27 protein-coding genes are annotated in these 26,646 nt (G+C 62.7%); 14 read left to right on the plus strand and 13 right to left on the minus strand.

All coding sequences use genetic code 11. The features are described from left to right. Window positions 1–46 precede the first annotated feature (46 nt). Entirely contained in the window at window positions 47–250 is a 204-nt protein-coding gene (locus BUE39_RS24530; protein ID WP_007178724.1) for a cold-shock protein, read from the minus strand. Between the two features lie 218 nt (window positions 251–468). Between BUE39_RS24530 and BUE39_RS24535 the strand changes: the two genes are divergently transcribed. Continuing rightward, on the plus strand, window positions 469–744 hold the full coding sequence (locus BUE39_RS24535) for a hypothetical protein (RefSeq protein WP_073431313.1): 276 nt from the start codon (window positions 469–471) through the stop codon (window positions 742–744). A gap of 53 nt (window positions 745–797) precedes the next feature. On the opposite strand, the gene BUE39_RS24540 is transcribed toward BUE39_RS24535, so the two are convergent. Beyond that, on the minus strand, window positions 798–1,913 hold the full coding sequence (locus BUE39_RS24540) for an AGE family epimerase/isomerase (protein WP_073431314.1): 1,116 nt from the start codon (window positions 1,911–1,913) through the stop codon (window positions 798–800). Window positions 1,914–2,071: 158 nt separating this feature from the next. Here BUE39_RS24540 and BUE39_RS24545 point away from each other — a divergent pair, with 158 nt between their 5' ends. The 5 genes from BUE39_RS24545 to BUE39_RS24560 all read left to right on the plus strand — a co-directional run bounded on the left by BUE39_RS24545 (window position 2,072) and on the right by BUE39_RS24560 (window position 5,848). Next, window positions 2,072–2,758, plus strand: coding sequence for an MgtC/SapB family protein (locus BUE39_RS24545; RefSeq protein ID WP_073431315.1), 687 nt, complete (start codon window positions 2,072–2,074; stop codon window positions 2,756–2,758). 131 nt (window positions 2,759–2,889) lie between these two features. Then, a complete protein-coding gene (locus BUE39_RS24550; RefSeq protein ID WP_073431352.1) occupies window positions 2,890–4,227 on the plus strand; it encodes a hypothetical protein in 1,338 nt (445 codons plus the stop codon). Window positions 4,228–4,446: 219 nt separating this feature from the next. Then, a complete protein-coding gene (locus BUE39_RS24555; RefSeq protein WP_176035775.1) occupies window positions 4,447–4,800 on the plus strand; it encodes a hypothetical protein in 354 nt (117 codons plus the stop codon). A gap of 145 nt (window positions 4,801–4,945) precedes the next feature. Next, window positions 4,946–5,104 (plus strand): hypothetical protein, encoded by a 159-nt coding sequence (locus BUE39_RS35235; protein ID WP_167363282.1) that lies wholly within the window; start codon window positions 4,946–4,948, stop codon window positions 5,102–5,104. A gap of 429 nt (window positions 5,105–5,533) precedes the next feature. Continuing rightward, entirely contained in the window at window positions 5,534–5,848 is a 315-nt protein-coding gene (locus BUE39_RS24560) for a hypothetical protein (protein WP_073431316.1), read from the plus strand. A 116-nt stretch (window positions 5,849–5,964) separates the two neighbouring features. On the opposite strand, the gene BUE39_RS24565 is transcribed toward BUE39_RS24560, so the two are convergent. Both BUE39_RS24565 and BUE39_RS24570 read right to left on the minus strand, forming a co-directional pair. Beyond that, complete coding sequence (locus BUE39_RS24565; RefSeq protein ID WP_073431317.1) at window positions 5,965–6,609, minus strand: helix-turn-helix transcriptional regulator; 645 nt, start codon at window positions 6,607–6,609, stop codon at window positions 5,965–5,967. Between the two features lie 174 nt (window positions 6,610–6,783). Then, on the minus strand, window positions 6,784–7,752 hold the full coding sequence (locus tag BUE39_RS24570) for an ornithine cyclodeaminase family protein (protein ID WP_073431318.1): 969 nt from the start codon (window positions 7,750–7,752) through the stop codon (window positions 6,784–6,786). 230 nt (window positions 7,753–7,982) lie between these two features. On the opposite strand from BUE39_RS24570, the gene BUE39_RS24575 reads away from it, so the two are divergent. Beyond that, window positions 7,983–8,762, plus strand: coding sequence for an ABC transporter substrate-binding protein (locus tag BUE39_RS24575; RefSeq protein WP_073431319.1), 780 nt, complete (start codon window positions 7,983–7,985; stop codon window positions 8,760–8,762). Window positions 8,763–8,792: 30 nt separating this feature from the next. Beyond that, on the plus strand, window positions 8,793–10,034 hold the full coding sequence (locus BUE39_RS24580) for an NAD(P)/FAD-dependent oxidoreductase (protein ID WP_073431320.1): 1,242 nt from the start codon (window positions 8,793–8,795) through the stop codon (window positions 10,032–10,034). A gap of 10 nt (window positions 10,035–10,044) precedes the next feature. On the opposite strand, the gene BUE39_RS24585 is transcribed toward BUE39_RS24580, so the two are convergent. Further along, the gene (locus BUE39_RS24585) at window positions 10,045–10,917 is read right to left on the minus strand and encodes an endonuclease/exonuclease/phosphatase family protein (protein ID WP_073431321.1); all 873 of its coding nucleotides are present in this window, start codon (window positions 10,915–10,917) and stop codon (window positions 10,045–10,047) included. 121 nt (window positions 10,918–11,038) lie between these two features. On the opposite strand from BUE39_RS24585, the gene BUE39_RS24590 reads away from it, so the two are divergent. Then, window positions 11,039–11,485, plus strand: coding sequence for a hypothetical protein (locus BUE39_RS24590; RefSeq protein ID WP_073431322.1), 447 nt, complete (start codon window positions 11,039–11,041; stop codon window positions 11,483–11,485). 22 nt (window positions 11,486–11,507) lie between these two features. Here the strand turns inward: BUE39_RS24590 and BUE39_RS24595 are convergent, their stop codons facing one another. The 3 genes from BUE39_RS24595 to BUE39_RS24605 all read right to left on the minus strand — a co-directional run bounded on the left by BUE39_RS24595 (window position 11,508) and on the right by BUE39_RS24605 (window position 15,161). Then, window positions 11,508–13,139, minus strand: coding sequence for a glycoside hydrolase family 32 protein (locus BUE39_RS24595; RefSeq protein WP_073431323.1), 1,632 nt, complete (start codon window positions 13,137–13,139; stop codon window positions 11,508–11,510). A gap of 95 nt (window positions 13,140–13,234) precedes the next feature. Beyond that, window positions 13,235–13,486 carry a GntR family transcriptional regulator gene (locus BUE39_RS24600; RefSeq protein WP_073431324.1) on the minus strand — a complete coding sequence of 84 codons (252 nt, stop codon included), beginning with the start codon at window positions 13,484–13,486 and terminating at the stop codon, window positions 13,235–13,237. 85 nt (window positions 13,487–13,571) lie between these two features. Beyond that, window positions 13,572–15,161 carry a glycoside hydrolase family 68 protein gene (locus BUE39_RS24605; protein ID WP_084561474.1) on the minus strand — a complete coding sequence of 530 codons (1,590 nt, stop codon included), beginning with the start codon at window positions 15,159–15,161 and terminating at the stop codon, window positions 13,572–13,574. Window positions 15,162–15,616: 455 nt separating this feature from the next. Here BUE39_RS24605 and BUE39_RS24610 point away from each other — a divergent pair, with 455 nt between their 5' ends. After that, window positions 15,617–16,627, plus strand: a complete 1,011-nt coding sequence (locus tag BUE39_RS24610; protein WP_073431325.1) for a substrate-binding domain-containing protein — start codon at window positions 15,617–15,619, stop codon at window positions 16,625–16,627. Between the two features lie 52 nt (window positions 16,628–16,679). Here BUE39_RS24610 and BUE39_RS24615 read toward each other — a convergent pair whose 3' ends face one another. Genes BUE39_RS24615 through BUE39_RS24630 form a run of 4 tightly spaced genes read right to left on the minus strand, consistent with a single transcriptional unit; the run spans window position 16,680 to window position 20,504 of the window. Next, window positions 16,680–18,074: an HD domain-containing phosphohydrolase gene (locus tag BUE39_RS24615; protein ID WP_073431326.1), complete on the minus strand. Its 1,395-nt coding sequence runs from the start codon at window positions 18,072–18,074 to the stop codon at window positions 16,680–16,682. A gap of 33 nt (window positions 18,075–18,107) precedes the next feature. After that, entirely contained in the window at window positions 18,108–18,710 is a 603-nt protein-coding gene (locus BUE39_RS24620; RefSeq protein ID WP_073431327.1) for a chemotaxis protein CheC, read from the minus strand. Next, window positions 18,703–19,071 (minus strand): response regulator, encoded by a 369-nt coding sequence (locus BUE39_RS24625; RefSeq protein ID WP_073431328.1) that lies wholly within the window; start codon window positions 19,069–19,071, stop codon window positions 18,703–18,705. Before BUE39_RS24625 ends, BUE39_RS24620 begins: the two co-directional genes overlap by 8 nt. Window positions 19,072–19,079: 8 nt before the next feature. Continuing rightward, window positions 19,080–20,504 carry an ATP-binding protein gene (locus tag BUE39_RS24630; protein WP_073431329.1) on the minus strand — a complete coding sequence of 475 codons (1,425 nt, stop codon included), beginning with the start codon at window positions 20,502–20,504 and terminating at the stop codon, window positions 19,080–19,082. A 332-nt stretch (window positions 20,505–20,836) separates the two neighbouring features. Between BUE39_RS24630 and BUE39_RS24635 the strand changes: the two genes are divergently transcribed. From BUE39_RS24635 to BUE39_RS24650, 4 genes are all read left to right on the plus strand, one after another. Continuing rightward, window positions 20,837–21,955, plus strand: a complete 1,119-nt coding sequence (locus BUE39_RS24635) for a substrate-binding domain-containing protein (protein ID WP_083081800.1) — start codon at window positions 20,837–20,839, stop codon at window positions 21,953–21,955. Window positions 21,956–21,985: 30 nt separating this feature from the next. After that, window positions 21,986–23,725: an ATP-binding protein gene (locus BUE39_RS24640; protein WP_073431330.1), complete on the plus strand. Its 1,740-nt coding sequence runs from the start codon at window positions 21,986–21,988 to the stop codon at window positions 23,723–23,725. 112 nt (window positions 23,726–23,837) lie between these two features. After that, on the plus strand, window positions 23,838–24,449 hold the full coding sequence (locus tag BUE39_RS24645; RefSeq protein ID WP_073431331.1) for a flavin reductase family protein: 612 nt from the start codon (window positions 23,838–23,840) through the stop codon (window positions 24,447–24,449). Window positions 24,450–24,610: 161 nt separating this feature from the next. Continuing rightward, the gene (locus BUE39_RS24650) at window positions 24,611–25,045 is read left to right on the plus strand and encodes a cupin domain-containing protein (protein ID WP_073431332.1); all 435 of its coding nucleotides are present in this window, start codon (window positions 24,611–24,613) and stop codon (window positions 25,043–25,045) included. An 89-nt stretch (window positions 25,046–25,134) separates the two neighbouring features. Here BUE39_RS24650 and BUE39_RS24655 read toward each other — a convergent pair whose 3' ends face one another. Continuing rightward, the gene (locus tag BUE39_RS24655; protein WP_073431333.1) at window positions 25,135–26,601 is read right to left on the minus strand and encodes a polyhydroxyalkanoate depolymerase; all 1,467 of its coding nucleotides are present in this window, start codon (window positions 26,599–26,601) and stop codon (window positions 25,135–25,137) included. Between the last annotated feature and the right edge of the window lie 45 nt (window positions 26,602–26,646).

Raw genomic sequence — 26,646 nt, forward strand, 5'->3', positions numbered from 1 at the left:
CATCAGACGCAAGCGCCTAAGGGTGCCTCAAAGTACCTGACGGTACTTAGGCCGGCTGGATGTTCGCAGCCTGCTTGCCCTTCGGGCCTTGCTTAACTTCGAACGTCACCTTCTGGTTTTCCTGCAGGGACTTGAAGCCGCTGCCTTGAACTTCCGAAAAGTGCGCGAACAGGTCTTCGCCGCCGTCGTCCGGCGTGATGAAGCCAAAGCCCTTTGCATCGTTAAACCACTTCACAGTACCTGTTGCCATTTTTAATCCAGTAAATGTTGTGTATTGCATTCGCGACCGCTATTTCTCAACACGAGATCGAGCGCGAAGTACGAGTTGTATCACGTCTTTATGACGGATGCCAATCAACCAGTATTCGGGTATTCCCAGGTTCGTGCCTTTTGGGAGCCCTGAAAGCGTTTTCAGGAGCGCTTCGGCTGGTAGGGTAAACTGGTCGCCTTACTCTTCCAGGAAAAACATTGACACATTATCTGCAGGAAGAACTCACCTCGTTCTGGAGTCGTTTGACCCCCTATCTGGCGATATTGGAGTCCAAATCACCTCAAGAGGGCGCACCGGACCCGGTCGGCCGCATCACCGTCGACAGCGAGGAACGTCAGGCTTTTGCCCTTCACACCACCGACCGGAAGCCGCACGGCGACACGTCGGATACCCCCACCGGACACAGCGCGACTTATATGCGTTTTAAATCCGCCGACGCGAGCTGGGGACCCTGGCAGCGCGAAGAGTACTGACGGACTGGCGGGCGGCGGCGCGAGTACCCGCCGCCTGGTCTGATCGACTTTGCTCAGTCCGGTAACGCCTCGTAGGCGGTTGCGAGGTGATACGGCGTGGTCGACGGCATGTCGGCGCGCGCCACTTCCCCGGCCGGCGTCTTGCACTCGAACCAGCCCTGCGAACGCAGGAAGCGTTGCTGGAACAACTCGATTTGCCGCGGCAGCGCGGCGAGCGAGGCTGGGTTGTCATGACTTGCCAGCGCGCGCAAGTATTCCGTTTGAGCCCAGATGCGCTGGGTCGCGTCCTTGATCGTGCCGGTTTCGTCGAGCGATGCGTACACGCCCCCCGTTTGCGGGTCCACGCCACATTGCTGCGCGAAGGCGAAGGCGCGCGCGAGTGCTTCGTCAAGCCCTGAAGCTTCGAACAGGTCGGGCGCCTGCTTGACCAGCCAGTACCACTCGAACTGATGACCCGGCTCCAACCGGTTATCGTCGGCGCCGATCGGCAATTCGGCGATGCAACCCGTGGGCGCATGCACGAAATGACGCGCGACGGCGCCGGCCAGGCGATGCAGCGCGGCGTCGAACGCGTTGTCGCGCGTGGCCTCGCGTGCGGCCAGCCAGGCTTCGGTCAGATGCATCAAGGGATTCTGGATCGGCGTGCCGCTCACCCCGGCGAAGTCCGCGGTGAGCGCGGCGTTGAACAGATCGTCTTCGGCGAGGAAGTTCGACTGAATCAGCGCTGACGTGCGATGCACGGCTTCCAGCGCGTCGCGATTGCCGGAGCGCCGGCCGTATTGCGCGCACGCGAATACGATGAACGCATGCGTGTAAAGGTCTTTGGTAGTGTCGAGCGGCGCGCCTTGCGCGTCGACGCTATAGAACCATCCGCCCTGGCGTGTGTCCTGAAAGGTGTGCATCAGCGAGTCGAACAACACCTGCGCATGGGCCGCATCGCCTGCTTGCGAGAACACGAACAATTGTCGCGCGCATGCCATTGCCCGATAGCGTTCGGCGGGCAGCGGCCGGTGGTCGTCGGCGCTGACGGCTTCGTAGGGCAGCTTCAACCCGGCGTTGAAACCCGGTCCGCGCCACAGCGGCAGCACGACGTTCGTAAAGTGATCGCGCAGCGCACCTGCAAGAGCGGTCGTGGAGGTGGCGGTGGCGGAAGTTTTCGTGCTCGGCATGGTCAGGTGGATCAAACGCGGTGTTTCAAAGCGCCCACGGACGTGGGCGGTCGCGGTCGTTGCGACGTGCGGCCTAGGATAAAGCAAACGGGTTCCACTGACACTCCGTCATGGGGGCACAAACGCTTCGAATAATTTCAGGCAAGGAGGACAGAACAATGTTGCCGAACCTCGAACTCCTCTCCCGTCTGGTGTTGGCCGCGGCGCTCGGCAGCGTGATCGGCTTCGAGCGCGAGCGGCTTTCGTGGGCCGCCGGCTTGCGCACGCACGTGCTGGTGTGCGTCGGTTCGGCGCTCATCATGATCGTCTCGGCGTACGGCTTTGCCGACGTGCTGAACAACGAACACGTCGTGCTGGATCCGTCGCGGATGGCCGCCCAGGTCGTGTCCGGCATCGGCTTTCTCGGCGCGGGCTCGATCCTGCTGCGCGGCGAGATCGTGCGCGGACTGACCACGGCGGCGAGCCTCTGGTCGGTCGCGGCAATCGGCCTCGCGGTGGGCGGCGGACTGTACACGGCATCGATCGCGGCGACCATCATCATTCTGATCATCCTCGCCGGCATCAAGCCGCTCGAGCGCCGCTTCATCACCGTCAAGCAGCGGCGTCAATTGACGATGATCGTCGAGCGCGGCGCCATGACGTTCCATTCGCTGCACGACGAACTCGGCGCCGTGAGTCCGCGTGTCAAGCAGTTCGTGATGCAGCAAAGCGACGACGAACCCGAGTGCGACGAGGTGATCATCACCTTGCACCGCGTATCGAACGCCGAATACGAGGCGATCTGCTCACGCTTGCGGCAATTGCGTGGCGTCAAGCACTTCAGGCAGGACGACGCGTCGTCCTGAAGCGCAAAATCGTCGGCGAATGGCTTCAGGACGTGCGGGCGGCCATGCGACAATGCGGGCTCGAAAAATTCCAATGGCATTCACGAGCGGTGCCCGGCGCCCGCTTTCCGGCGACGACCGCTTTTTTCTTTATGGCAGATTCCGCAGCATCCACGCAGTCCCGGCCTCCGCGCGCCGCTTCCAGGAAGCGGCGTCAGGCCACCGTCTCGACCGAAACCGAAAACAAGCTGGCACGCGCCGCGCGTTCGGCACAACGCCTCGCGCAACTGAGCGACGCCACCCGCGACGACAGCACGCTCGACCTGTTCCCCGACGACCCCACCCGCGCCACGCTGGAAGCGATGAACATCGACATCCGCCAAGGCACGCTGCATGGTTTCGAATTGCCCGACGTGGTGTTGGCGGCGGTCGGCGCAATTGAAGCCGGCGACGGCGCGCCGCTGGACGCGAAGGCGGCGCGCCGCGCGCCTCGCGCCGCGAAGTCCGATGAACCGGTGCCGGTGAATGCGCAATTGAGCGGACTGGAAACGGAGCCGTTGCCAGTGACGGGTTCGTCGGCTGACGGGCTGACCGTTGCTGATGTGACGCCGATCGCGGGCTTGACCGCTGAAGAAAGATCAGCGACATCGGCGGCGGCGCGCGACGCGGCGCCGCTCACGCCAGCCATGGCGGCAGCGACTGTGGCGCGCAGCGTGACCGCGCTGCGCCAGGCGGCCGAGCCGGGCGCGACGGCGGCGGATCATGTGCGTGAATCGGTCACGCGCGGCGGTCAACCGCAGCCGCGGTCCGCGGCGGCTGCGGCTGCGACCAAAGTGGCGGCCGCCTCGCTGGAAACGTCCGATGCCGAAGTTGCGAGCGCGCCTGCCGACCGTACTTCGCCGGAATCAGGCGCGGTGGCTGCGGAGCGCAAGCCGTCGGTCAACGCATTCGCCTCCGCACGCATGAATGCCAGCGCCAGCGCCAACTCAGCCTATGCCGCACCCTTGTGGGAAGCCCAACGCGCCGAAGCATCGGCAGCCGCACAGCGCGCCGCGCCCGAACTCGACCGCGCGCGGGCGACCGCCTTCGCCGATACCGTCGACGCCCTGTATGGCGTGATCGCCGATCGGCGTCGCGCCGCGACCGACCACTCGCGTCGTATGAAATGGATGTTGTCGATCGTGGTGGGCGCGTTGCTCGTCACGGTCGCCATTGGCATTACGCAGACCGCGCTCCTGATGCGTCTGACGCGCGAGACCACCGCCCAGCAGCATCGCATCGAAGCGTTGATGCAGAACCAGCAGGCGGCCATGACCAGCCTGCTCGACACACACATGGCAATGGCCAGGGCAGCGGCAAGCGAAGCCGCATCGGCCGCCGCAGTCGCGGCAGCGCCCGCCGCGACTCAGCAGGCTGCGGCCACGCCGGCTCAGGCGAAGCGTGCCGCGCGAGCGCACGCGCATAAGCCGAAAGCAGCCATCTCCCACTGAAAATGGGACGCCGCGCCGGCGACAAGCCGGCCGCGGCCGCCCATTTCAACGCCCCGTCTGATCGCAGGTTCTGCCGCTTAACGCGTTCGTCGCCGGATAGGCGCCGTAAGGCGCCGCCCGCCGCCGGCGCATCGCTCCTGCAAATCCCCGCGTTTACACTCCTAGTGCTGTTGCGAAGCCGGACCGGATACGCCAGCGCCTCTTCTGACGGGAGCCACCATGCCGACTAGCGAACACAAATTTTCCATTGAGGAACTGTTGACCGCGCTCATCCGCGACAAGGGCATCCACGAAGGGTTTTGGGCCTTGAACGTGGAATTTTCCGCGACCGGCGCCACGGTCAAGCCGCAAGACAACCCCGCGCGGACGCTGCCGGGACTGATCGTGTCGATGAATAGCGCCACGCTGATACCAGCGGCAAGCGCGGCGGCGGGCGCCGTCGACGCCGCGGTGGTCAATCCCGCAAGAGCGTGGAGAGCGCAAAACCGGTTCGCGCCAAAAGGCAGCCGGCAAGGACGCTTCAGTAGGCCATCCTTTTCGCCCCGGATTAGGAAAACAGGGACGTTGTCATGATGCAACGCATCATTGCTTAGAAGCCCGTGGCAGCGCGCCGCGCCCCGAAGATTGTTGCATCGCACTAGCTTTTGCCTAGGGAAAACCCTATAATTATTCTTAAGGGAAAACCCCTAGCAAATGCAGTAACTAACCGGGAGTCGCCATGAGCTTCATTTTTGCACTGTTCCAAAAGGTCAGCGACCTCTTTGCGTCGCCCCATCTGCCGCTCGATTCGGACTATTCGTACGCAGCGCGTAGCCGCGAAGCCGAGCGTGTTCGCAAGGCACAAGCTACGTTGTTCGGCATCAAGCTGAGCGACTAAGAGCCAAGCTTAAAGCCCGAGCGCGGAGCGCCGCGCATGGGTCGCGCACCCGAGTGCGCTCGCATCACTGAAGCCACGGCCCGCGAAACGCGGGCCGTGGCTTTTGTTTATGCGGCGGACTCGGCTGCGAATATTTCCCTGCGGAAATGAATGTAACGGCGGAACGTCGCGGGGCTTTCTACAGGGCCGCCGCGCGGCGCGGACGTTTCACCGCGCACGGCGTTGCAGCGGGGTATTGAACCTGAAAACGAGCGCTACCCTCGGTCACCGCCTTTGAAATGTGCGCTTACACGTGCTCACGTATTCACGCGGTTCGTCCCGTTAAAGTTGGTCTCAAGCGCACGGCGTCCGATTTGGGCTCGACATGGCGGTTAAAGGTCGACCGAACCCCAACGCCGGCTTGATACGAAACCTTGACGGGAGCTCACTATGAAAACCTTCAACAAGACATCGCGTTCGATTATTGCGACCCTGCTCGCGGGCGGCGCATTGCTCGCGGCCGGCAGCGCGTTCGCGCAGGAACGCGTGGTCATCGGGAATGGCCCGGCACCTGTGGTTTATGGTCAGCCGCACATGATGCCGGTAGGCGTGTCGATCGACATCGGCTGGCACGGCGATCGTTACTACGACGGCCGTCGCTACTGGGATCACGACGAGTGGATGCGCCATCATCCGCGCGACTACGATCCGCGCCACCACGGCCGCGACGATCACAACGATCATCGCCCGCCGCCGCGCTATTAATGCGCGCGTAACGACGCCGCTCGAAGCGGCGCGAAGTCCGCAAAGCCGGTCTCGCCTCGCGCAAGACCGGCTTTGTCACGCTTGGATTGGAAGAGGCGTGATCAACGCCTCCATTCTCAAGCTGCCGCGCCCCGCAAATCTCTGATGTGTTGATACACGGTCGCGCGCCCCATCCCCAGCACGTTGGCGACATAGTTTGCCGCGCTCTTGCCCTTGAACGCCCCTTCGGCCCATAACGCTTCGACCAGTTCGCGGCGGTGATCGCGCGTCAGCGAGTTCAATGCCAACTGGCGTTCCTGAAGCCACGCGTGAAGAAAGGTGTTGATGCGTTCCTGCCAGTCGTCCTTGAACAGCTCCTCGGGCTGCCTGATCACGCCGGCACCGGAAATCACGCGGTCGATCACATGTTTCATGTCCTCGAAGACCGCTATGTTGTAGTTGACGCACATCACGCCGACGGCGCTTCCGGCGTCGTCGAAGAGCACCGTGCTGACACAGCGCATCCGCCTGCCATCCCAGTTGATCTTTTCGTATGGACCAATCGTGCCCGACTCGGCTGAATGGTCGATTTCCTCGAGTGCCGATTCGTCGCCGAGTTCGCGCTTGGACAGATTGTTCGCGATGTAGGCGATCGTCTGGCTTTGCAAGTCGTGAATGACGATCTCGACGTAAGGGAAAAAGAGCAGCGCGATACCGTCGGCGACACGGCCGTATCGATCCAGAAGAAGCCGGCGTGCGGCCGTTGTCTTGGTCTTTCGCATGGGGATGGGTCGAATTCCAGTTTTCGGAAACTCTGGCAACGTGTTGCGCCACGTGCCGCGAGCTTTGCGTTCCACGATTATTTTGCCACGCGAAATCACGCCGCCATTAGCCACACGCTTTTGCCGCATTCATCCCGAACCGAACAAAACGCTCGAACTGAGACAGCGTCTTTGTCACGTTGACGGGCGGCGAAGGTGCCGGAACAACTCGAAGGCGATTGCAACATCTTCGAGCCCGAGTCCGATCGAACGAAAAAAAGCGTGCTTCTCGTAAGACGGCTTTAAAGCCACGCCGGAGACAAGTTCGGGCAGATCGCCGAGCACGCTTTGCGCAGACCAGCCGTGCTGCTGCGCGGCCAACTTCAATTCGCCCGCGCTCGCCGGCGTGGTTTGCCGGTAATCGCAATAGACGTCCACGTGCGGAATCCAGGCAGGCGGAATCTCATGCGCGTTGGCGGCGTTCGTGCTGATCGACGTGATGAGCGCCGGTTTTGTCAGCATGCTTTCCGACAAGACAGGCGTAGCCGAGGATGTGCACAAGGCCACGACATCGGCATCGCTCAGGCAATCTTCCATCTTCGTGCAAATCGTCACGCGCTCGTCGAGCGCCGCAACCGTTGCGCGCTTCGCCTCGTCCTTATCGAGCGCCGGGGAAAACACGCGGATCGAGTCCCACGCCCGCAGCGGTGCGAGATGACGCACATGCGCTTGAGCGACCGCACCCGCGCCGACGATGGCAAGCCGGCGCGCGTTCGATGCCGCCAGGTGCTCGACGGCCAACGCAGTCGTGCCGGCGGTTCGCTCGACGGTGAGCAGCGCGGAGTCGCACCACATCAGAGGCTGTCCGGTTTCCATCGACATCAATGCCGTCCACGCCGTGATGACCGGCTTCGATTCGGTCACGATGTACGGCGACAACTTCGCTCCGAACACCTTGGCGTGCGCCATTGCGCCGAGGTAGGTGATGAAGTCTCCCTGACCCTGGGGAAACGGAGTCAGCGTTTGAGGTGGTTGGACGGCCGTGTCGTTGCCCAGCGAGTGAAACATCCGCGTCAGCGCACGTCGCACATCCAGGTGGGGTAGCGCCTCGCGTACCGCGTCCTCGTGGACTATCAACGGGCTTGTCTTGTGTGCGTTGCTCATTGGCCTGCTGTCCCAGATCGCCTTCGGGCGTTGCTGCGATTCTATGTTCAAAATGTCCAGTCTGGACAAGTATTTTGAAATCGCTTGCATTTGGGAGTGTCCAGAATAGACTGTGGGTCCAGGGCGAGCCGTTTCCAGTCTCGACCTCGCAGCGAAGTTGCCTCGAAGTTGTCTGTCAATCAGCGACCGCGGCGACCCGGATTTGCTATCCAACCCATCAGGTGACCACCATGCGTCTGAAGTTTCCGCTCTCAGTTTTCCTTGCCGTTGCCCTGGCCGGCGCTGCCAGCGCCCAGGCGCAATCCACTTTGCGCTTCGGCGTCGAGGCAGCGTATCCGCCGTTCGAAAGCAAGACGCCCTCGGGGCAGTTGCACGGATTCGACATCGATGTCGGCAACGCGGTCTGCGCCAAGCTGGAAATGAAATGTGTGTGGGTCGAGAATTCGTTCGACGGATTGATTCCCGCGTTGCAGGCACGCAAATTCGACGTAATCAATTCCGCGATGAACATCACCGAAAAGCGTAAGCAGAGCATTGATTTCACACGGCCCATCTACGTCGTGCCGATCGTGATGGTGGCGAAGCGCGGCGCCCCCTTGCTGCCTGATGTGAAGAGCCTTCAGGGCAAGCGCGTAGGTGTTCTGCAGGGATCGTCGCAGGAAGATTTCCTCAAGCGCCATTGGGCGAATGCCGGCGTGTCGGTCGTCTCTTATGCGGACCAGGACCAGGTCTACGCCGATCTCACCGCGGGTCGCCTGGATGCGGCTGTTCAGGAAGCGCAGACCGTTCAGGACGGTTTTCTGAACAAGCCCGAAGGCCACGACTATGCGATCGTCGGCGAGCCGCTTTCCGATCCCGCAACGCTCGGTGAAGGTACGGGTTTCGGTTTGCGCAAGAGCGATAAGGCGCTGGCCAAAAAGATCGACACCGCGCTCGCCGCGCTGAAGAAGGACGGCACGCTGAGCAATCTCTCGCAGAAGTACTTCAAGCGCGACATCATTGCCAAGTAACGGCACGGATAGCGAAAGCAGAGCGAGTTTATGGACTTCGATGTGATCGTGCTCGGCGCCGGCATTGTCGGCGTGTCGTCCGCGCTGCACTTGCAGGATCGCGGACGCCGCGTGGCGCTCGTCGACCGGCGCGGTCCGGGTGAGGAAACGAGTTTCGGCAACGCCGGCTTGATCGAGTGTTCGTCTGTGGTGCCTTATGCGTTCCCGCGCGAACTCGGCACGTTGTTGCGCTACCTGCGCAATCAGTCGACCGATCTTTACTGGGACTACAGGGCGCTGCCGTCGTTTGCGACATGGCTGGCACGCTTCTGGTGGGAGTCGTCTCCCGAACGGCTCGCGGCGGCGGCGCGCGACATGCTGCCTTTGATTCGGCAAAGCGTGGCCGAGCACGATGCGCTGATCGAGCGGGCGCGCCTCGCGCATCTCGTCAGCAACAAGGGCTGGATGGAAGCGTTCCGCACGCCTGCGGAATTCGCGAAGCACGTCGCCGCTGCCGAGGTCATCGCACGCACGCATGGCCTGCATGTGGCGCCGCTCGATTCGGCGGCGCTCGTCGCGCGCGAGCCCGGTCTCGAAGCGGGATTTTGTGGCGCGTTGCATTGGCAGGACCCGAGGAGCATCGTCAATCCCGGTGCGTTGACGAAGGGTTACGCGCGTTTGTTCGAGGAAGGCGGCGGCACGCTGCTGATCGGCGAGGCGACCACCTTGCGGGCGGAAGCGGGGGCATGGACGGTGCAGACAGCGTCGGGCAGGCTCAGTGCGAGCGAGGTCGTGATAGCGCTCGGACCGTGGTCGGATCAGGTGTTTGCGCCGCTGGGGTATCGCATCCCGCTACGGGCGAAACGCGGGTATCACATGCATTATCAGCCCACGAAGCCGATGCTCTCGGTGCCATTCGTGGACGCTCAGGAGGGGTACGTGATCGCGCCGATGGAAGGCCGGCTTCGGTTGACCACGGGCGTTGAAATCGCGCGGCGCGACGCGGCGCCAACGGGTGTTCAACTGGAGCGGGCGGAGGCCGTCGCCAGGTCCACATTCGGTTTGGGCAAGCGGCTCGACCCCGCACCGTGGCTTGGCTTGCGTCCCTGTACGCCGGATATGCGCCCGGTCATCGGCCAGGCGCCCCGGCATCGCGGGCTCTGGTTCGCGTTCGGACATAACCATCATGGATTGACGCTCGGCCCGGTAACGGGCCGTCTGCTGGCGGAAATGATGACGGGCGCAACGCCTTTCACCCCTGCCTATCCATTCCGCCCGGAGCGATTCGGATAGTTGCGAAGCGTTAGCGCAACTCGAGCCACATCGGCTGATGATCGGACGAGCGGCTATTCTGATCCACGCCGCAACTCGCAATGCGCGGCTTCAAATCTTCAGTGACGAAAACGAAGTCGCATGCGAACGGTCCGTCTTCCCATTGTTCGTGATCGTATAGACCGACGGTGGCGGCGCGCGGCGCATTCGGGTTCGCGCAAGCCCAGGCGTCGGCGAACGCGGGCGCGTCCGGAATCGGTTCGAGCATCCTGCAATAAGCAGAGCCTTCAAACGCGCTGTTGAAATCACCGCAGACAATGGCGCTCAGCGGGCGTGCCGTATCGGCGAACGGACTGTCCGGTTTTTCCGCTTTCGCCGGACGGCGTGCATGGTCGCATGCCTCCTTGTGCAATTCGCGCAGCCTTGCCACCTGTGCCAGCCGTTGCGCTTCCGAATAGAACTCGAGATGCGTGCTGATGACGCGCAGCGGGCCGATGTCCGTTTCGATCACCGCTTCGAGCGCGACACGCAGCATCGACGGCTTGGCAGGGTCGGCCGGCCAGGGCAGCGAATGACGCAGCACCTGTCGGACAGGCAGAGGGGTCACGATCGCATTGCCGAACTGACGCCGCTGTCGCGCCGCTCCGACCGGAGGAAGATCGGAGCCGATCGCCTCGATCACCTTCGCGTGCGGCAGCAACGCGGCAAGCTCGGCGAACTGATCGGCAGAGGGGCCGCCTGCCAGTCCACCCGCGGCCGGACCCTCGTGAAAACCGCGCGTCACTTCCTGAAGGCAAAGAATGTCGAAATCGCACAGTGCTTTTGCTTCGCGCACGATGCGAGCGAGGTCGACGCGGCCATCCACACCGCGTCCCCACTGAATGTTCCAGTCAACGAGACGCATGACGTTCTCCCGTCAAAAGCCGTGCTTGCAGTTTACTGCTGCGACGTCCCACCTTCCATGCAAACAGCCGCCTCAATAAACGGTATATACTGTTTATACCATTACAAACCTGGAGGCCTACATGAACGCACCCGTCGTCCGGAAAGCCGGCAAGAAAGCATCTCGCTCCACTGAAAATTCGAACGGCGTCGCAGCAGGCGACGGCAACATCGTCGTTCAATCCGAGCAACCGGTTGTAGACAAGCCTGTCACCACGAAGAAAACCGCGAAACCGAAACAGCAGCTCGTTGCCGATGTGGCGTCCGCGCCGGCCGTCGCCCCTGCGGAACCACGAGCAAAGCGGGCCAGGAAAGACAAGGTCGTGCGAGACAGTTTCACCATGCCGAAATCCGATTACGACAAAATCGCGGCGCTGAAAAAGAAGTGTCTGGATGCCGGCGTTTCGGTCAAGAAGAGCGAGCTGTTGCGCGCCGGGCTGCTGATGCTCGAGTCCGCCGCGCCGAAACGGCTTCTCGCCGCGGTGTCGTCGGTGGAAGCGGTAAAGACGGGGCGGCCCGCGAAGGCATAAGCGCTGTCCGCCGCTGTCCGCGTTAGCGCTTGGGGGCGGAGAGGTCGGTAATCGCCAAATCGCTGAACGTTGCGTTGCCGCCTTCGGCGAAAACCGAAACGCGGTTGTCGTCCTCGCCCGGAAAGACGAGATCCGTGATGACAGTGCGGCCATGATCCGCGAATACTTCCACGGAATCCCTGTCGACCACCACGGTGAGATGCAGCTTCCCGTCCACTAACGGCAAGTCGACGATGTGCGCTTTGCTGAACGCATTCGAGAACCCGCTCTCGCCGGACTTCGAGCGATCGAGCGTCAGTGTCCGACGCTCGGTGTCGTAGACAATCCGCGTGCCCACCTCGCCGTTCGCCGAGCCTCTGACGACCAGGCCCGCACGCCGCGCGGACTGCGGACTGATCGTCACGTCGATGTTTTGCACCACACCACGTGTGGAGGGCGCGAGTTCTTCCACACGCGAGGAAACGCTGAGTTCGTTAATGCGCGTGGTCGAACCTGTGCTGACGAACCGCGTGTATTGCTCGACTGGTCCGGATATCAATCGCGGCACGCCGTCGACCGTTTTCAGCGCGAGTACGCGAGGCAGCGCGGTTGCGCCTTTCCACGGCGTGGTCGGTATGCGTTCGGCGTAGTCCCAGTTGCTCATCCAGCCGATCGTGACCGCCTCGCCGCCCGGCGCATTCGCGAATGTTCCGGCTGCATAGTAATCGGCGCCGTGATCGAGCCACTGGAAGCGCGAAGGATCGGAACCGGCCGGCGCCACGTTTTCCGGCGTGAACGTTCTGCCGTCGAAGCTGCCGACGAAATACATCGCGCCGGACCCGCCCGCGATCGACCACGGGTTGACGTTCACGATCATCACCCACTTCTGCTTGCGACTGTCGCCGTCGAGGGGCAAGGGGAACAGATCGGGCATCTCCCAGAGCGCCCCTCGATGAGGAATGTCGGGGAGAGTGAAGTCGCTGAGAAAATCCCAGTCGATCAGATTATTCGAGCGGTACATCTTGACGACGTGCGCGTCCGCGACCACGGTGGTCATGAGCCAGTAACCCCCCGGCGCGTACCACGACACCTTCGGGTCACGAAAGTTTTGCGATTCGGGATCGAGCGTCAGCACCGGATTGCCCGCGTATTTGCGCCACGTCTTGCCGTCGTCGGTACTGTAGGCGAGCGATTGCGCCTGCGTGCCTGGTCGATGTCCCGAGCCGGCCTTATACACGCTGGTATAAAGCGCGATCAGCGGCGAGGAATTCGCCGGGCCCAAGCCGGACGTGTTGTGTGTATCCACCACGATGGAACCGGAAAAGATCTCCTCGGTTGCATTGACGTGCATCGCAACCGGTTGCTCGCTCCAATGAAGGAGATCGGAACTCGTGGCATGTCCCCATGACATATTGCCCCACGAATTCCCGTTCGGATTGTATTGATAGAACAGGTGATAAAGACCGTTGTGGAAGACGAGTCCGTTGGGATCGTTCATCCAGTTTCGTTGCGGCGTGTAGTGAAACGCGGAGCGCCATTGCGGCGTGCCGGCATCGGCGGTGTGCGGCGAGGCGGGCGGCGCCGCGAACGCGCTGAACGAAACGTTTAGCGATGCAAGCAGACACGTCGCCAGTGCGCTTATTTTTGAAGCGAAGGGACGTTGCGGGTCGTACATGGAATGGCTTTGCCCTATCTACGCACGCGAACGAACGGCGAATGCCGTCACGTCCGCGAGTGCAGTCAATGAGTATTCATCGGCTTGGCCGACGATCAGGCGGAAAGCCTGAGAATGATGGTCCCCTTGCGCCTGCTGCCGATCGTCAGGCCGCGGCGCGCGGTCTCGCGCAGTGCGCGATTGACCGTGTTCACGTGCAAGCCGAGGAAGTCGGCCAGCATCCGTTGCGAAGGCAAGGTGTCGCCGGGTTGGAGACGGCCGGTCCCGATCGCCGTTTCGATTTCGTCGACCACGGCGAGATAGACCGGGCCCCGGTACGAGGACAAGTCGGGAATCCAGGATTTCATGGCTGCCGTTCTTCGCCCGCTTCGAATGTCGCCGGGTCGAGTGCGAGCGGAAAGCTTCCGCTCGCACTGCATCCAACCGTCCGGCTTACTGACCGTTGTTCGCGCCGCCCTGGCCGGGAGCCGCGCGAGTGGCGGAAATGTCGCCGTAACCGCCCAGACCACCCTTGCCGTAAGTCCGGTCGATGTCGGTCGAATCGCCGTGAATGTTCAGCTTCACGGTCGGCGCCAGGGTGCCGCCGCGACGCGGGCCGACGGCGTCGATGAACGATTCGACGAGGCCGCCCGGCATCACGTAATGCGAGTACGACTGGAATGCCCGGGGATTCTGGTTCGGGTCCAGCGCGTACGGCGCACCGACCGGCTGGTCGAAATCGGTCGGGTTGCCGAGCACGAGGCCGCTACCCTTGTTCAACGGCAGGAAGTCGCTGCGGATACCGTTGCCGACGAAACCGTACACGCCGTCAGGACCGTCGACGCCCGCCGCGTAGGTCGGCCGGTGGCTGATCGTGAACAGGTAGTACTTGCCGTCCTTGATATAGATTTGCGGCCGCTCGGTCTGATCGTTGACGCAGTTGGCCGACAGCAGCGGCGGAAGAAACTTCCACTCCGTGAGCTGCTTGTTCGTCGCCACCGCGAGACCGACGTTCGCCTTCTGGTAGGTCGCGCCGGAGTTCATCACCGCATTGAGATCCTCCTTGTACGGATCGTTGGGCGCATAACCCAGATCGGCCTCGGTGCAGGTGCGCGCGCCGCGCGGGCCGCCCGTGTTGCCTTCGAACACCATGAAGGTCTTGCCCGGATGCGCCGGATCGGTGAACACGAACGGATCGCGGAACGAGTAGTACGTGTTCTGCTCGCGCGACTGGTACAGCTTGCCGTCCGGTTCGAGCAGCGCGTCGTGCTTGTCGAATCCGTCGAACCAGACGTGCGTGTCGTCCGCGTGAATGTGCCCGTCGGTGCGCGTGATGATCGCGATCGGCGGCGTGATGTCCTGGCCGCCCTCGGCCGAGCGGTTGAAGGACAGCGCGGTGTAGTAGAGGCTGAGGTTGTTGCCGTTCGTCAGCCGCGCGGAGCCCGACCATTCCGCGTTCTGCGTCATCGGCGCGGTGCCGAAGACCTTCGCGCTCGTGCCGTCCGGGAACAGATGTCCGCCGTAGGTCCACCCGCCGTTCGCCGGGCGCTGTGACGCCGGAATCCCCGCCCGGCGATAGAAGAAGCCGATGCGAGCGTGCACGTGGCGATCGTCGAACGAATAGCCCGCGTGCGGATCGGCGGTCAGCGAGAAAATGACTTCCCAGCCCTTGTAGCTCAGGTTGTCCGCTTTGACATCCGACAGCGGCCATGTGTCCCACACCCACACGTTCGAGTTGATCAGCGGGAAGTCCGCCGGAATGTCCGGCATGGTCAGCGCCGCGGGCAGCGAGTTCTTGTCGGCGGCGGTCGCCGTGTGCGATTGCGCCTTGATCTGCCGGACATCGGCGCGCGTCCAGCGCATCGTGAAACTGCTCTCGGGGTCGTAGGCCTGCTGCGTATGCGGCGTCGGCGCGGGGAAGCCCGGCGCGGACGATTGGGCCAGCGCGGGAGCCGCCGCGGCGGCGAGCAGCGTGCCGCACACCGCGGTCGAGCGCAGGCGGGCGCGAGTTGACGGGAATTGCGGGGATCGAAGTCTGTTCATCGGTTCACATCCTGGAAGAGTGCGCAACGAGGGCCGTGGGAAACCGCCGGAGCGTTGCCGTTTGACTTGTTGGTACGAAATATCTGCTTAGAACCTGGTGATGCCGGAGACGCCTGTGACGCTGGCGCCGGATTGCGGAAAGCTCATTGCCGGAAACAGCAATAGGAAACGACGTTTGTCGGCCGACCTTGCCCGTGTTGCTCATCGGGCAAGGACCTGCCGGACGTCTGTTTTAGGAACTACGAATGGTCTCTCGCGGGCCCCAAGGAACAGCCGTGACTCCAATACGTCGGAGATACGACATACCCAAACCGGTTTGGATCATAGTCCAAACCGGTTTGGATTGTCAAAGGATTGGTAAGTTTTGAGGTACCATGACGCTTGCCCAACCGGCGCCAAATCCCCGCCACGCAAGGCCGCCCCAGGGGAAAACCGAGCAACGCCAAGGTGGAAACGTGAAGGTGAATCTAAAGACGCTGTCCGACTCGCTCGGACTTTCCCGCACGACCGTTAGCCGGGCGCTCAACGGCTATGACGACGTGAATGAAGCAACCCGCCTGCGAGTAATCGAGGCGGCGCGCGAACTCGGCTACCACCCTGACCCAACCGCGCGGCGGCTCGCCACCGGCCGCGCCGAAGCGGTGGGCATGGTCTATCCGTTCGGTACGGGCGACCTCGGCGATCCGCGTCTGGGTGAGGTCGTGGCCGGCATGACCGAGCGCCTCGGCGAAAGCGACCTCGATCTGATCATTGTTTCCGCACGGCCAAACGCGGAACTCGAGACGTACCGTCGGCTGGTCGAAGGCAAACTGGTCGACGGTCTGATCGTGGCGCGCACGCTCGTCGACGATCCGCGCATCCGGTTTCTTCAGGCGCGTCAGTTTCCCTTCGTCGCTTATGGGCGGACCAACAGCCCCACGCCTTATGGCTGGTTCGACTTCGACAACGAGGCGGGAGCGCGGGCCGCCGCGCAACGTCTGATCGCATTCGGGCACCGACGAATCGGCTTGCTCAGTGCGCCGCTGACGATGAGCTTTGCCGCTCAACGGCGCGCGGGTTTCGTCAGCGCGCTGCAAGAGGCCGGCATTCAGCCGGAGGCGTCGCTCATGATCGAATGTGCGTTCAACCGGACGGGCGGGTATGAAGCGGCGCGAGCGCTGCTCGAACTTGCCGAGCCGCCGACGGCATTGGTGGTGGACAACAACCTCGCGGGCGCCGGCGCGTGTCGCGCGATCGTCGAGAGCGGCAAGCAACTGGGTACGGAAATCTCGCTGATCGTCTATGACGGCGTGCCGCCGGACGTCGCTTCGTCACACACGGTGACATCCGTCGTGCAGCCGACCGGGGAGTCGTCCGGCAGGGTCATCGCCGAACTGATTCTGGCGACGATAGCCGGCAAGGAGCCCGAGCCGCGGCTCGCGCAGCCGCGTATCGAGCCGGGCGATACGGACGGGCCACCGCGTTGACGGCCGGTGGCCTCGCCCAAACACGCGTTTCCCGCCGAAAGCGGACAGCACGTCACGCCGCCCGCGTCGCGGCGGTAGCCACCAGGCTTCGCTCCACAAGGATGACGAAGCGCTCTTCCTCATGAATCTCGAAGCGCCGGATCTGTGCGATCTGATCCGCGGAAAGCACCTTGCCTTTCGTCATCAGCAGCGTGCCGCGTGAAGTGCGGAGGTCTTCCGCGAGCTTCATTCCCTCTTTCAGATGCGACGCGTCGACCGTGTCGGGCACGCCTTCCGGCGACAGTTCGGCGTGGCTCGTGACCAGCTCGATGTATTTGTCGGCGATGGCCGGGTCATAGCGAATGCCCGACTGCGAACGCACGGTGGACACGATTTGCGCGTCGGTCATCTTTTGCGGCGCAATCGCGCCGATGCGCAAATCTTCCACGTCGCGGGCCAGCGCGAGAATGCGAGCGCCGATCGGAATGGAACTGCCGGCGAGGCCATCGGGCGCGCCGCGTCCGTCGAAGCGCTCATATTGATGGCGAATCATCGCCTGCACATTGGCGAGTTGCGACACGGGGCTCAGCGCCATTTGTCCATGCAGCGGATGCAGGTGATAAAGCTTGGCTTCCTGCGGCTGCATCTTCGCGATGGGCGTCTTCAGCAACGCGTCGGGAAGAAAGAGCTTGCCGATGCCGTGCAACAGGCCCGCCATCAACAATTCGCCACACGCGTAGTCGCTCATTCCAATCGACGCGCCGAGTTGTTTCGCCAGTTCGCCGATTCTCGCGGAATGACCGGGAAGACCGCAGCGCATCTCGACCATGTTCGCGCAGACCTTCACCATCGTTAGAAAATTGCTTTTCAGATCTTGCTGGGCGCCTTCGAGAAACATGACCGTTTGGCGGATTTCCTCCGTCCGCGCATGAACGTCGCGCTCGAGTTCCGTGTTGAAGCTCGCCAGCCTTTCGTTCTGCCGTTGCAGCAATTCAGTCAGGCGCACGGTTTCGCGTTGCAGCCGCAGTTGTTCGAGCGCGCGCTGGATGGTCAGCAGCAGGTCCTGGTCGTCCCACGGCTTGTGCAGGTAGTGATAGACGTGCCCTTCGTTCACCGCGCGCACCACGGCCTCCACCTCCGAATATCCGGTCAGCAGAATCCTGATCGCGTCGGGCGCGATCGAGCGTGAGCGGGACAGGAATTCGGCGCCGTCCATGTTCGGCATGCGCATGTCGGAGATGATCACATCCACGCGCGCCGTTTCGAGTAACTGAAGCGCGTCGGCGCCGCTGTACGCCGAGAGCACCTCGTACTTGAGCGGCCGGAACAGCCGCTTGAGCGATGAGACGACCCCTGGCTCGTCATCCACCAGCAACAGCGTGGGGACCGGCGCTTCGAGGGGTTCTTGCGATGCCGCCGGCGATTCGCTCGCGCCGGGCATCTGGTCGGTTACCTGAAGTTCGGACATGGATTTCCTTGGTGATTGTTCGCCGGCATTGCACTAGATCGAGCTGAGAAACTGGTCGAGCGCATGCTTCATTCCGCGGATGGCTTCGTCGGGCAGCAACATCACCATGCGTGCGCCGAAGCCGCCTTTTTCGAGCGTGAAGTGAATTTCCAGCAGCAGCGCGAGGCCCCAGCGGCCGTTCTCGAAGTGGCCAAGGTTGGACCCTTCCGTGACCGGCAGTAGCGTCGGGCTCGAAAAGCTGATGCGCCTGCCGAGTTGTTCGAAGACGCTTTGAACACAAGCGCCCACCAGCAGGTTGGCGATGTCGCACAGCGCTTCGTTGCCGGCGTCGCTGTTTTCGAGGTCGTAGTCCAGCAATTGCCGGAGTTCGCGTTGACCGTCCGCGCCGAACAGCACGATGGTTTCCCCCGAAATATCCGACTGGAAAGCCTGGCGCACAGGCGGCAACTGACTGACGCCATGCCCTCGCAATGCTTCAGGCAACTGGGCGGTGCTCACCAGCCTGATGCCCGGCACCGATAACGTGACGAATGCGCCGAGTAGCGTTGCCAGCGCGGCGGCTGCCTTTCCCATTCCGACATTGCAGATCTCCTGCAGAGCATCGCGCTGGTCTTCGTTAAGACCCTGTTCATTCATGGAGACCATACTCCCTCAGGATTGCCCCGATCGCTTCGGGCGAAACGGGTTTGCAGACAAAGCCGATCGCGCCGAGCGCTTTCGCACGCTCGACCGCACCCGACTGAATGTCAGCCGATACGACAATGACAAAGGCATCGAGTCCTTCGTGCTGGATTGCCTCGAGTACTTCGAATCCGGTCATGTGCGGCATCGTCAGATCGAGAAAGATCACGGCGCCTTTGCCGGCCCGATAGGATTCGAGTGCCGCGGCGCCGTCCGACGCCTGCGTGATGTCCACCTCCCAGTCATCGGGCAAGGATTTAATGAGCAATTTCCTGGCGAGCGCCGAATCGTCGGCAACGAGTATTGGCAGAGCCATAGGGTCCTCTATCTGCCGGTTGAAGCCAGCGTGGATTGGGTTCGGGCATCCGGCGCGCTCGCATGCGCGACGACCGGCTCCGTCTTGCCGGGTTGGGGCGACTCTTCCGCTGCGTCCACCGGTAGCGTGACGCGGAATGTCGTGCCGGCGCCGACCGTGCTGGTCACGGAAATCTGCCCGTGATGCGCATTGACGATGCCGTAGCTGACCGATAGCCCGAGGCCGGTTCCCTGGCCCACCGGCTTGGTGGTGAAGAACGGATCGAAGATGCGGCTCAGGTGCTCGGCGGGTATGCCGCACCCCGCGTCCGCCACCTCGAACCAGATGCGTGACGGATCGGCGTCGTCGATGCCGGTGCGGATCGTGATCTTGCCCTGCGCCGCGCTGTGCTGATCCTGTTTCCCGGCATACGCCTGCGCCGCGTTCACGACGAGATTCAACGCCACCTGGCTGATCTGCGAGGGGATGCACCGCACGAGCGGTATCTCGGCGTAATCGCGAACCAGATCGGCGCGATACTTCACCTCGTTATGCACGATGTTCAGCGTCGACTCGATACAGCGGTGCAGATCGCACCATTCCCAGACGTGCGTGCTGTCGATGCGGGAGAAGTCCCTCAGATCGACCACGATGGTGCGAACTCTGGCGAGACCTTCCCGGGATTCCTGCACGAGCGCGGGCGCATCGTCCAGCAGATAGTCCAGGTCGGCGCTTGCGGTCAATGCGCGCAAGTCGGGCTCGATGGACGGCGCGGTTCGCGCGACGAGCTGATTCATATCTTCTGCATAGCGGATCAGTGTCTTGATGTAGCCCTCGAGGGTGTTCAGGTTTGAAAGCACGAAGCCGACAGGGTTGTTGATCTCATGGGCAACGCCTGCCGCGAGTTGACCGATCGCGGCGAGTTTTTCCGATTGCAGCAGTTGCTGGTGCGCATGCGCCAATTCGTCATTGAGCTCGGTGAGCTGGCTATTGCGCACGGTCAATTCGGCCAATGCATTCGCCACGGTCTGTTCGCGCTTCTGCAATTCGCCGTATGCAATGCAAACATCCGTCGCATCGACGATGGTGACCGCCACCGCCGTCACCTCGCGCTCGGCGTTCTCGATCGGAATGAAGCTGCAGTTCTGCCGCATCGCGTCGATTGGCCCGGTAATGGGGCGCGAGTGCTCGAAGTGAAACAGAAACGGGCGATGCTCCCACGACGAATAAGCGGGCGTGCCCAGCACGAAAACGCCCTCGACTTTTCTCTTCAGCCACTCTCTCGGCAATTCGGGGAACACGTCGAGAAGCTCCAGGCCAATCACCTCCTCGGCGGAACGGCCGCTATGAGATTGCATGAAGCGGTTCCAGGCGAGGATGCGCAGATCGCGGTCCAGAGCGAAGACCCCGCAATTCACGAGTTCGACGATGGATTCCGACAGATTGGTCGTCACGAAACGCCCCTTATATTTGCAGGGTGCGGAATGCTGTTTCCCGCGGTAGTAAGCAATGGATTCATGTTGCCGCTCTCTTGGAATAACGGCCTCACGAACGCTTCCCGTATCGGGGTCACCCCTGGGCGATAAGGCATAAAAAAACCGGCCTGTCAGGGCCGGCTCCGAAGCGCGTTGAAGATCGGTAAGGGTTTCCGCTATCGATTCCGCTATCAACTGGCATAGCCTTCGCGCCGTTAACAAGTCACTCCCGGCGTGTTCGCGTATTCGCTTCACGTCGACCTCGTGCCTCGTAATCTGGGGGAAGCATGCTCTCGAGTTGCAAACGAACAATGGGGGCGTTAGCACTTTGCTGGTGTTCGATCCAGCCCGTCTACACGCTGGCCGCGTCGCCAAACCCGGAAGGCAATGAACCGCGCGCCGCAATGAGCATGGCTCAGATGCAGCATGCGGTCGACAAGGCGTCCGAGCGCAGTTCGCGCTGGAGCGGACCGGCGTCGGGACCGGCGGCGGTGTCCGGCGCGACCATTGCCATCGTCAGCGAGGATTTGCGCAACGGCGGCATCCTCGGCGTGGCGAAAGGCATCAAGGAAGCCGCGGACGTCATCGGTTGGAAAACGCGCGTCTACGACGCGAGCGGCACGTCGGAGGGCCGGCGCAACGCGGTCGCCGCCGCGCTCGCGCTGCGGCCCGACGGCGTGATACTCGTCGGCGTGGACGCCGGTGAGATGAAGCCGCAGCTCTTGCCGTTCGCGGCGCAAAAGATTCCGATGGTCGGCTGGCACGTCGGTTCTCGCGCCGGCGTGATGCCGGACAGTCCCGTTGCGGTGAACGTCTCCACGAATCCTCTGGACGTGGCGCGCATCACGGCCATGGCGGCGGTCACGCAATCGGCGGGGCACGGCGGGATCGTGGTCTTCACCGACAGCAATTTCCAGATCGCCAAGGCCAAGACAGATGCGATGCTGGAGGTAATCCGCGCATGCGAGGATTGCACGCTATTGGCCGTGCAGGATCTCGCCATTTCGAAAAGCGCCGGACTGATGCCGGCCGTCACGGACCGGCTGCTCGCTCGACACGGAAAGAACTGGACGTATGCGCTCGCCATCAACGATATCTACTTCGACTATGCGGCTGCCGAACTCACGCGCGCCGGGCGCGCGAGCCGAAGCCTCAGCATGCTGTCGGCCGGCGACGGCAGCGCCGCCGCGTTCCTGCGCATTCAGGCCGGCACGTTTCAGACCGGCACGGTCGCCGAGCCGCTCAATCTCCAGGGCTGGCAACTCGTCGACGAGTTAAACCGTCTGCTCGCGCATCAGCAGGTCACCGGCTATGTGTCGCCGGTTCATCTGGTGACGGCGCGCAATATCGAATTCGACGGCGGATTGCTTGGCCAATATGACCCGGACAACGGTTACCGGACCATCTACCGCGGCATCTGGAAGCGATAGCCTCCGGCGGCGAATGCACAGGAACCGACTATGAATTTGCGGGACGTCCGCGCCGCAATGCTGCCACGATCACTGCGCTCGCAATTCATCTGGGCCGCGGTGGTACTGGCCGTGCTCATCGCGACCTGCGGGATTACCGCGGTGTACGCGCTGCGGGCGTCGACCAGCGCGACCCGGCTGCTGGCCAACGATCAGCTCGTTCTCATGGACGTCGCGCACGAACTGGTTCAGCAAACGCTGCTGATCGAGCGCGAATCCTCGCAACTGGAAACGGCCGGGTCGGTCGAGACGACGCGAGCCAGCTACGCCGATATCCTCAAGCAACTGGAAGCGTTCGATCATCTGTCGGGCCGCCTTGCCGCCGCCAACAACGACGTCAGCGTGCTCGACCTGCATCAGTCGAGCCAGTTGTTCCGCAATACCGTGAATATCGTCGCGCAATTGCGGGAGAGCCAACTGGGTTCGGATGACGCGCGCATTCCGGCTGCTTCGCATCACGGGCCGGGAGTCGCCGGGTCAGAGGCCGGCGCTAAAAAGATCGACGACCGGTTCAGCGAAGCGCTGCGCCGGCAGGCAGCCGTCATGGTGGAATCCGCCGAGCTTCAATCGGACCGTTACACGCGCGACTTTCAGGAGGCGGTGCAGCGGTTGGCCGATACGTCGGCTCGCAATCAGCGCTGGATCACGGCGATGATCGCGAGCTGTCTTGCGTTCGCATGGCTCGTCGCGCACGCATTTCTCGGCAAGCATGTGCTTTCGCGGCTGGAACTGGTCAGCAGCAACCTGCGGCTTGACGATGTTGGCCGCGAACACGTGCCGGTTCCCGTTCAGGGCCGCGACGAGATCGGCGAGATGGCGCGAGCGGTCGAACAGTTTCAGCGGGACCGCCGGCAGCTTGCACTGGCCAACGTCGCACTTCAAGAGGAGAGGGCGCGCCAGGAAGAACTGATCCACGAACTCGCGCACGCTCACGGTCAGTTGCTGCAATCGGAAAAGCTGGCGTCGATCGGGCAGCTTGCAGCAGGCGTCGCGCATGAAATCAACAATCCGGTCGGCTTCGTCAACGCAAATCTGGGTACGTTCAAACGGTATGTGGCCGATCTGTTCGCCGCGCTCTCCGCTTACGAGAAAGTCGAATCGGAAATGACGCCCGCGTCGCGCGCGGCGATCCACGAATTGAAACGCGAGCTCGATCTCGACTACTTGCGAACCGACATCGCGACACTGCTGACCGAATCCGTCGACGGCATGCAGCGAGTCAAGCGCATCGTGCAGGGTCTCAGGGATTTCTCGCAGCAGGAGGCGACGGAGCGGCGGTGGGCCTGCCTCGAAAGCACCCTCGATACGACGCTCGATATCGTCTGGAACGAACTCAAGCACAAGGCGGAAGTGAAGAAGGAGTACGGCGCCATTCCGCAAGTGGAATGTATTCCGTCGCAACTGGGCCAGGTGTTCATGAATCTGCTCGTCAACGCGGCCCAGGCGATCGAGGGGCATGGGTGCATCACCGTGCGAACAGGTCACGATGAACAGCACGTGTGGGTGGAAGTGGAAGATACCGGAAGCGGCATCAAGCCCGAGCACCGCGGCAGGATCTTCGATCCCTTCTTTACGACCAAGCCCGTTGGCGGCGGAACCGGGCTGGGTCTGTCGATCTCATACGGCGTTGTCAAAAAGCAGGGCGGCCGGATCGACGTGCAAACGGAAATCGGCAAAGGCTCGTCATTCAGAGTGGTGTTGCCGAGGCACGTGCAGGAAGCGCTGGTGTGATCGGACTTGATTAGCCGCGGCGACGAATCGCGCGCGCCGGCAGTTGGAGCGAGTCTGCGGTATAAAGACCGCTCGCCCGTCCGCCAACAAAAACGCACTCCAACGCCAACCCATGTCCCATTACTTCTACGACCCCGCTGCCGGTCACGGCCTCCCGCACGATCCGTTCAAGGCGATCGTCGCCCCGCGCCTGATCGGCTGGATTTCCTCGCGCGACACGGATGGCACGCTGAATCTCGCGCCCTACAGTTTCTTCGGCGCGTTCGCCAGTTCTCCGCCGATCATCGGTTTTTGCAGCGAAGGTCGCAAGGACAGCATCGCCAACATCGAGGCAACCGGCGAGTTCGTCTGGAATCTCGCCAGCAGGCCGCTCGCTGAACAGATGAACCGCTCTTCAGCGCCCGTGCCGCCGCATGTCGACGAATTCGCACTCGCGGGGCTGACGCCCGCCGCGGGCTGCAACGTCGGCGTGCCGCACGTCGCCGAAGCGCCGGCCGCGCTCGAATGCAAGCTGCTGCAAGTGGTGCGCCTGCATACCCTCGACGGTAAGCCGATGGACAACTACCTGTCGCTCGGCCAGGTGGTCGGCGTGCACATCGACGAGGCGTATCTGAAAGACGGCCTGTTCGATACCCACGCCGCGCAGCCGATCATGCGCGCGGGTTACCGCGCCGACTACGCGGCCATCGGCGACATGTTCCAGATGTTCCGCCCGAGCGCATAGACACTGCCGCGTTGCAAGCGCATCGTGCCGCGCAATGCGGCGCGACACCCATCGCACGTCTCGCGCAAGATCGAAGCGCAACGACTGGCCCGCTTGATGCTTGCCACCGACGCTCCAACGCGTCGTTTTCAACCGCCGGCTCACTGTCCAGGAGCGCGATCATGTCCACCGAATTCGCCACGCAATTCAGTCATGTCCGTCCGCAAGATACGTCCTACGTGGATCAGGGCTTACGCGATTTTTTTCTTTACCGCGACTTGGGCATCGCGCAAGCGACCGACGGCAAGGTGCTCGCGCAACTCGTGAAGGCGAATCACGCACCAGAGCAAGGCACCGGCTGGCACCGGCATGAGGCCGATTTCCACATCGTGATCATGTTGAAGGGCTGGGCGCGCTTCATGTACGGCGACAAGGAGACGCTCGTCGCCGCTGGCGACTGCGTGCATCAGGCGCCGGGCATCGTCCATTATCTGTTCGATTACTCAGAGGATATGGAGTACCTCGAGATCGTTTCGCCGGCCGATTTCAAGTCGCTCGAAGTGGAAGGTCCGTGCGACGTGCCGGCGGTGACGCCGTGGAAAAGCGTCGAGGCATGAGCGGAAACCGGGGCAAAACGAGGCGCGGATCGAGCGCGGCTCCGCATCACCTGATGCGAGCGTGAAGCGAGCCGCCGCCCGTTAAACACTCATGGCGTGGCGGGAGGCCGTCTGCGTATCGGGCGCGATGCCTGCGACGCCTTGGGCTTCGCGGCGGCACGGGAGCCGGCGCCGTTGTCCGCGCCGTTCGGCGCCGAACCCAGCGCGCCTTCCACTTCGACCTCGACCACCGCCGTCGCGGCCGGCGCTGCTCGATTGACCTCGGCGGCAGCGGTGATATGCACCGGCGCGATCGTGCGCGCCCGCGAACTCACGAGTACCGCGCGCGGCTCGTTGTCGTAAATCACGGCCCGCACGCGCGGATAAATCTGCCGCTCCCAGCGGCGTCCGTTGAATACACCGTAGTGCCCCACGCCGGTTTGCACATGATGCGTCTTCAGATACGGCCGCAATTTATCGCACATGTCCTGCGCGGCGAGCGTTTGGCCGACCGCGCAAATGTCGTCCTTTTCGCCCTCCACGGTGAGCAATGCCGTGCGGCGAATCCTTGAGGGATCGACCAGGCGCCCTTGCACTTCGAGTTCATTCAACGGCAGGGCGTGCCGCTGAAAAACGGTATCGACGGTTTCCAGATAGAAATCGGCGGTCAGGTCCATCGTCGCGAAGTATTCTTCATAGAACGTGCGGATAGTGTCGGCTTTCCCGGGATCGCCCTTGGCGCGCTCGTAGTGCATGGTTTCGAACGACTCGAGGTGGCGGCCGAGATTCATCGACATGAACGCGCTCAGTTGCACGAAGCCCGGGTACACGCGCCGGTGAGCGCCCGCGAAACCGAACGGCACCGCGCTGATCAGGTTCTGCTCGAACCATTCGATCGGTTTGCTTTTGGCCAGATCGTTGACGCGCGTCGGGTTGATGCGGGTATCGATCGGGCCGGCCATCAGCGTCATGCTGGCGGGCTGCGCGGGGTGATCGTCGTCGGCCATCAGCGCGACCGCGGCCAATGCGGCGACCGTCGGCTGGCACACCGCCAAAAGGTGCGCGCCGGGGCCGATCGTTTCGGTGAAGTCGATCACGTGCTGCACGAATTCGTCGAAGCCGAAGCGCCCCTGACTCAACGGCACGTCGCGCGGGTTGTGCCAATCGGTGACGTACACATCGTGCTCGGCCAGCATGGTGCGCACAGTGCCACGCAACAGCGTGGCAAAGTGGCCTGACATCGGCGCAATCACCAGCACGCGCGGTTGGGGTGAGGAGAGCGTAGTGTCCTTGCGGAAATGCAGCAGCGAGCAGAACGGCGTGTGCGCCGCGATCTCCTCGACGATCGCAACGGGCTTGCCTTCCGCCACCACGCTGTCGATGCCGAAGGGCGGCCGCACGGGCGTAAGGCCCGCCAGCGTCAACAGATCGCAGGCCGCGCCGAGGGAGCGGCCACGCGAGGTTTCGCCGAACGCGGGCCACGCGTTGAGCGAATGATTCACCAGTGCCGCGCCGTGCCGAATCGGCAGCATCATGTCGGCGAAAGCCTGGTAAGTAGGGTATGCGAACAGGTTCATAACCTTCGCACGAATGCGTAAGAGGAAAAAGAGCACGAATATAGG

The sequence above is a fragment of the Paraburkholderia terricola genome, from assembly GCF_900142195.1.
Taxonomy (GTDB): domain Bacteria; phylum Pseudomonadota; class Gammaproteobacteria; order Burkholderiales; family Burkholderiaceae; genus Paraburkholderia; species Paraburkholderia terricola.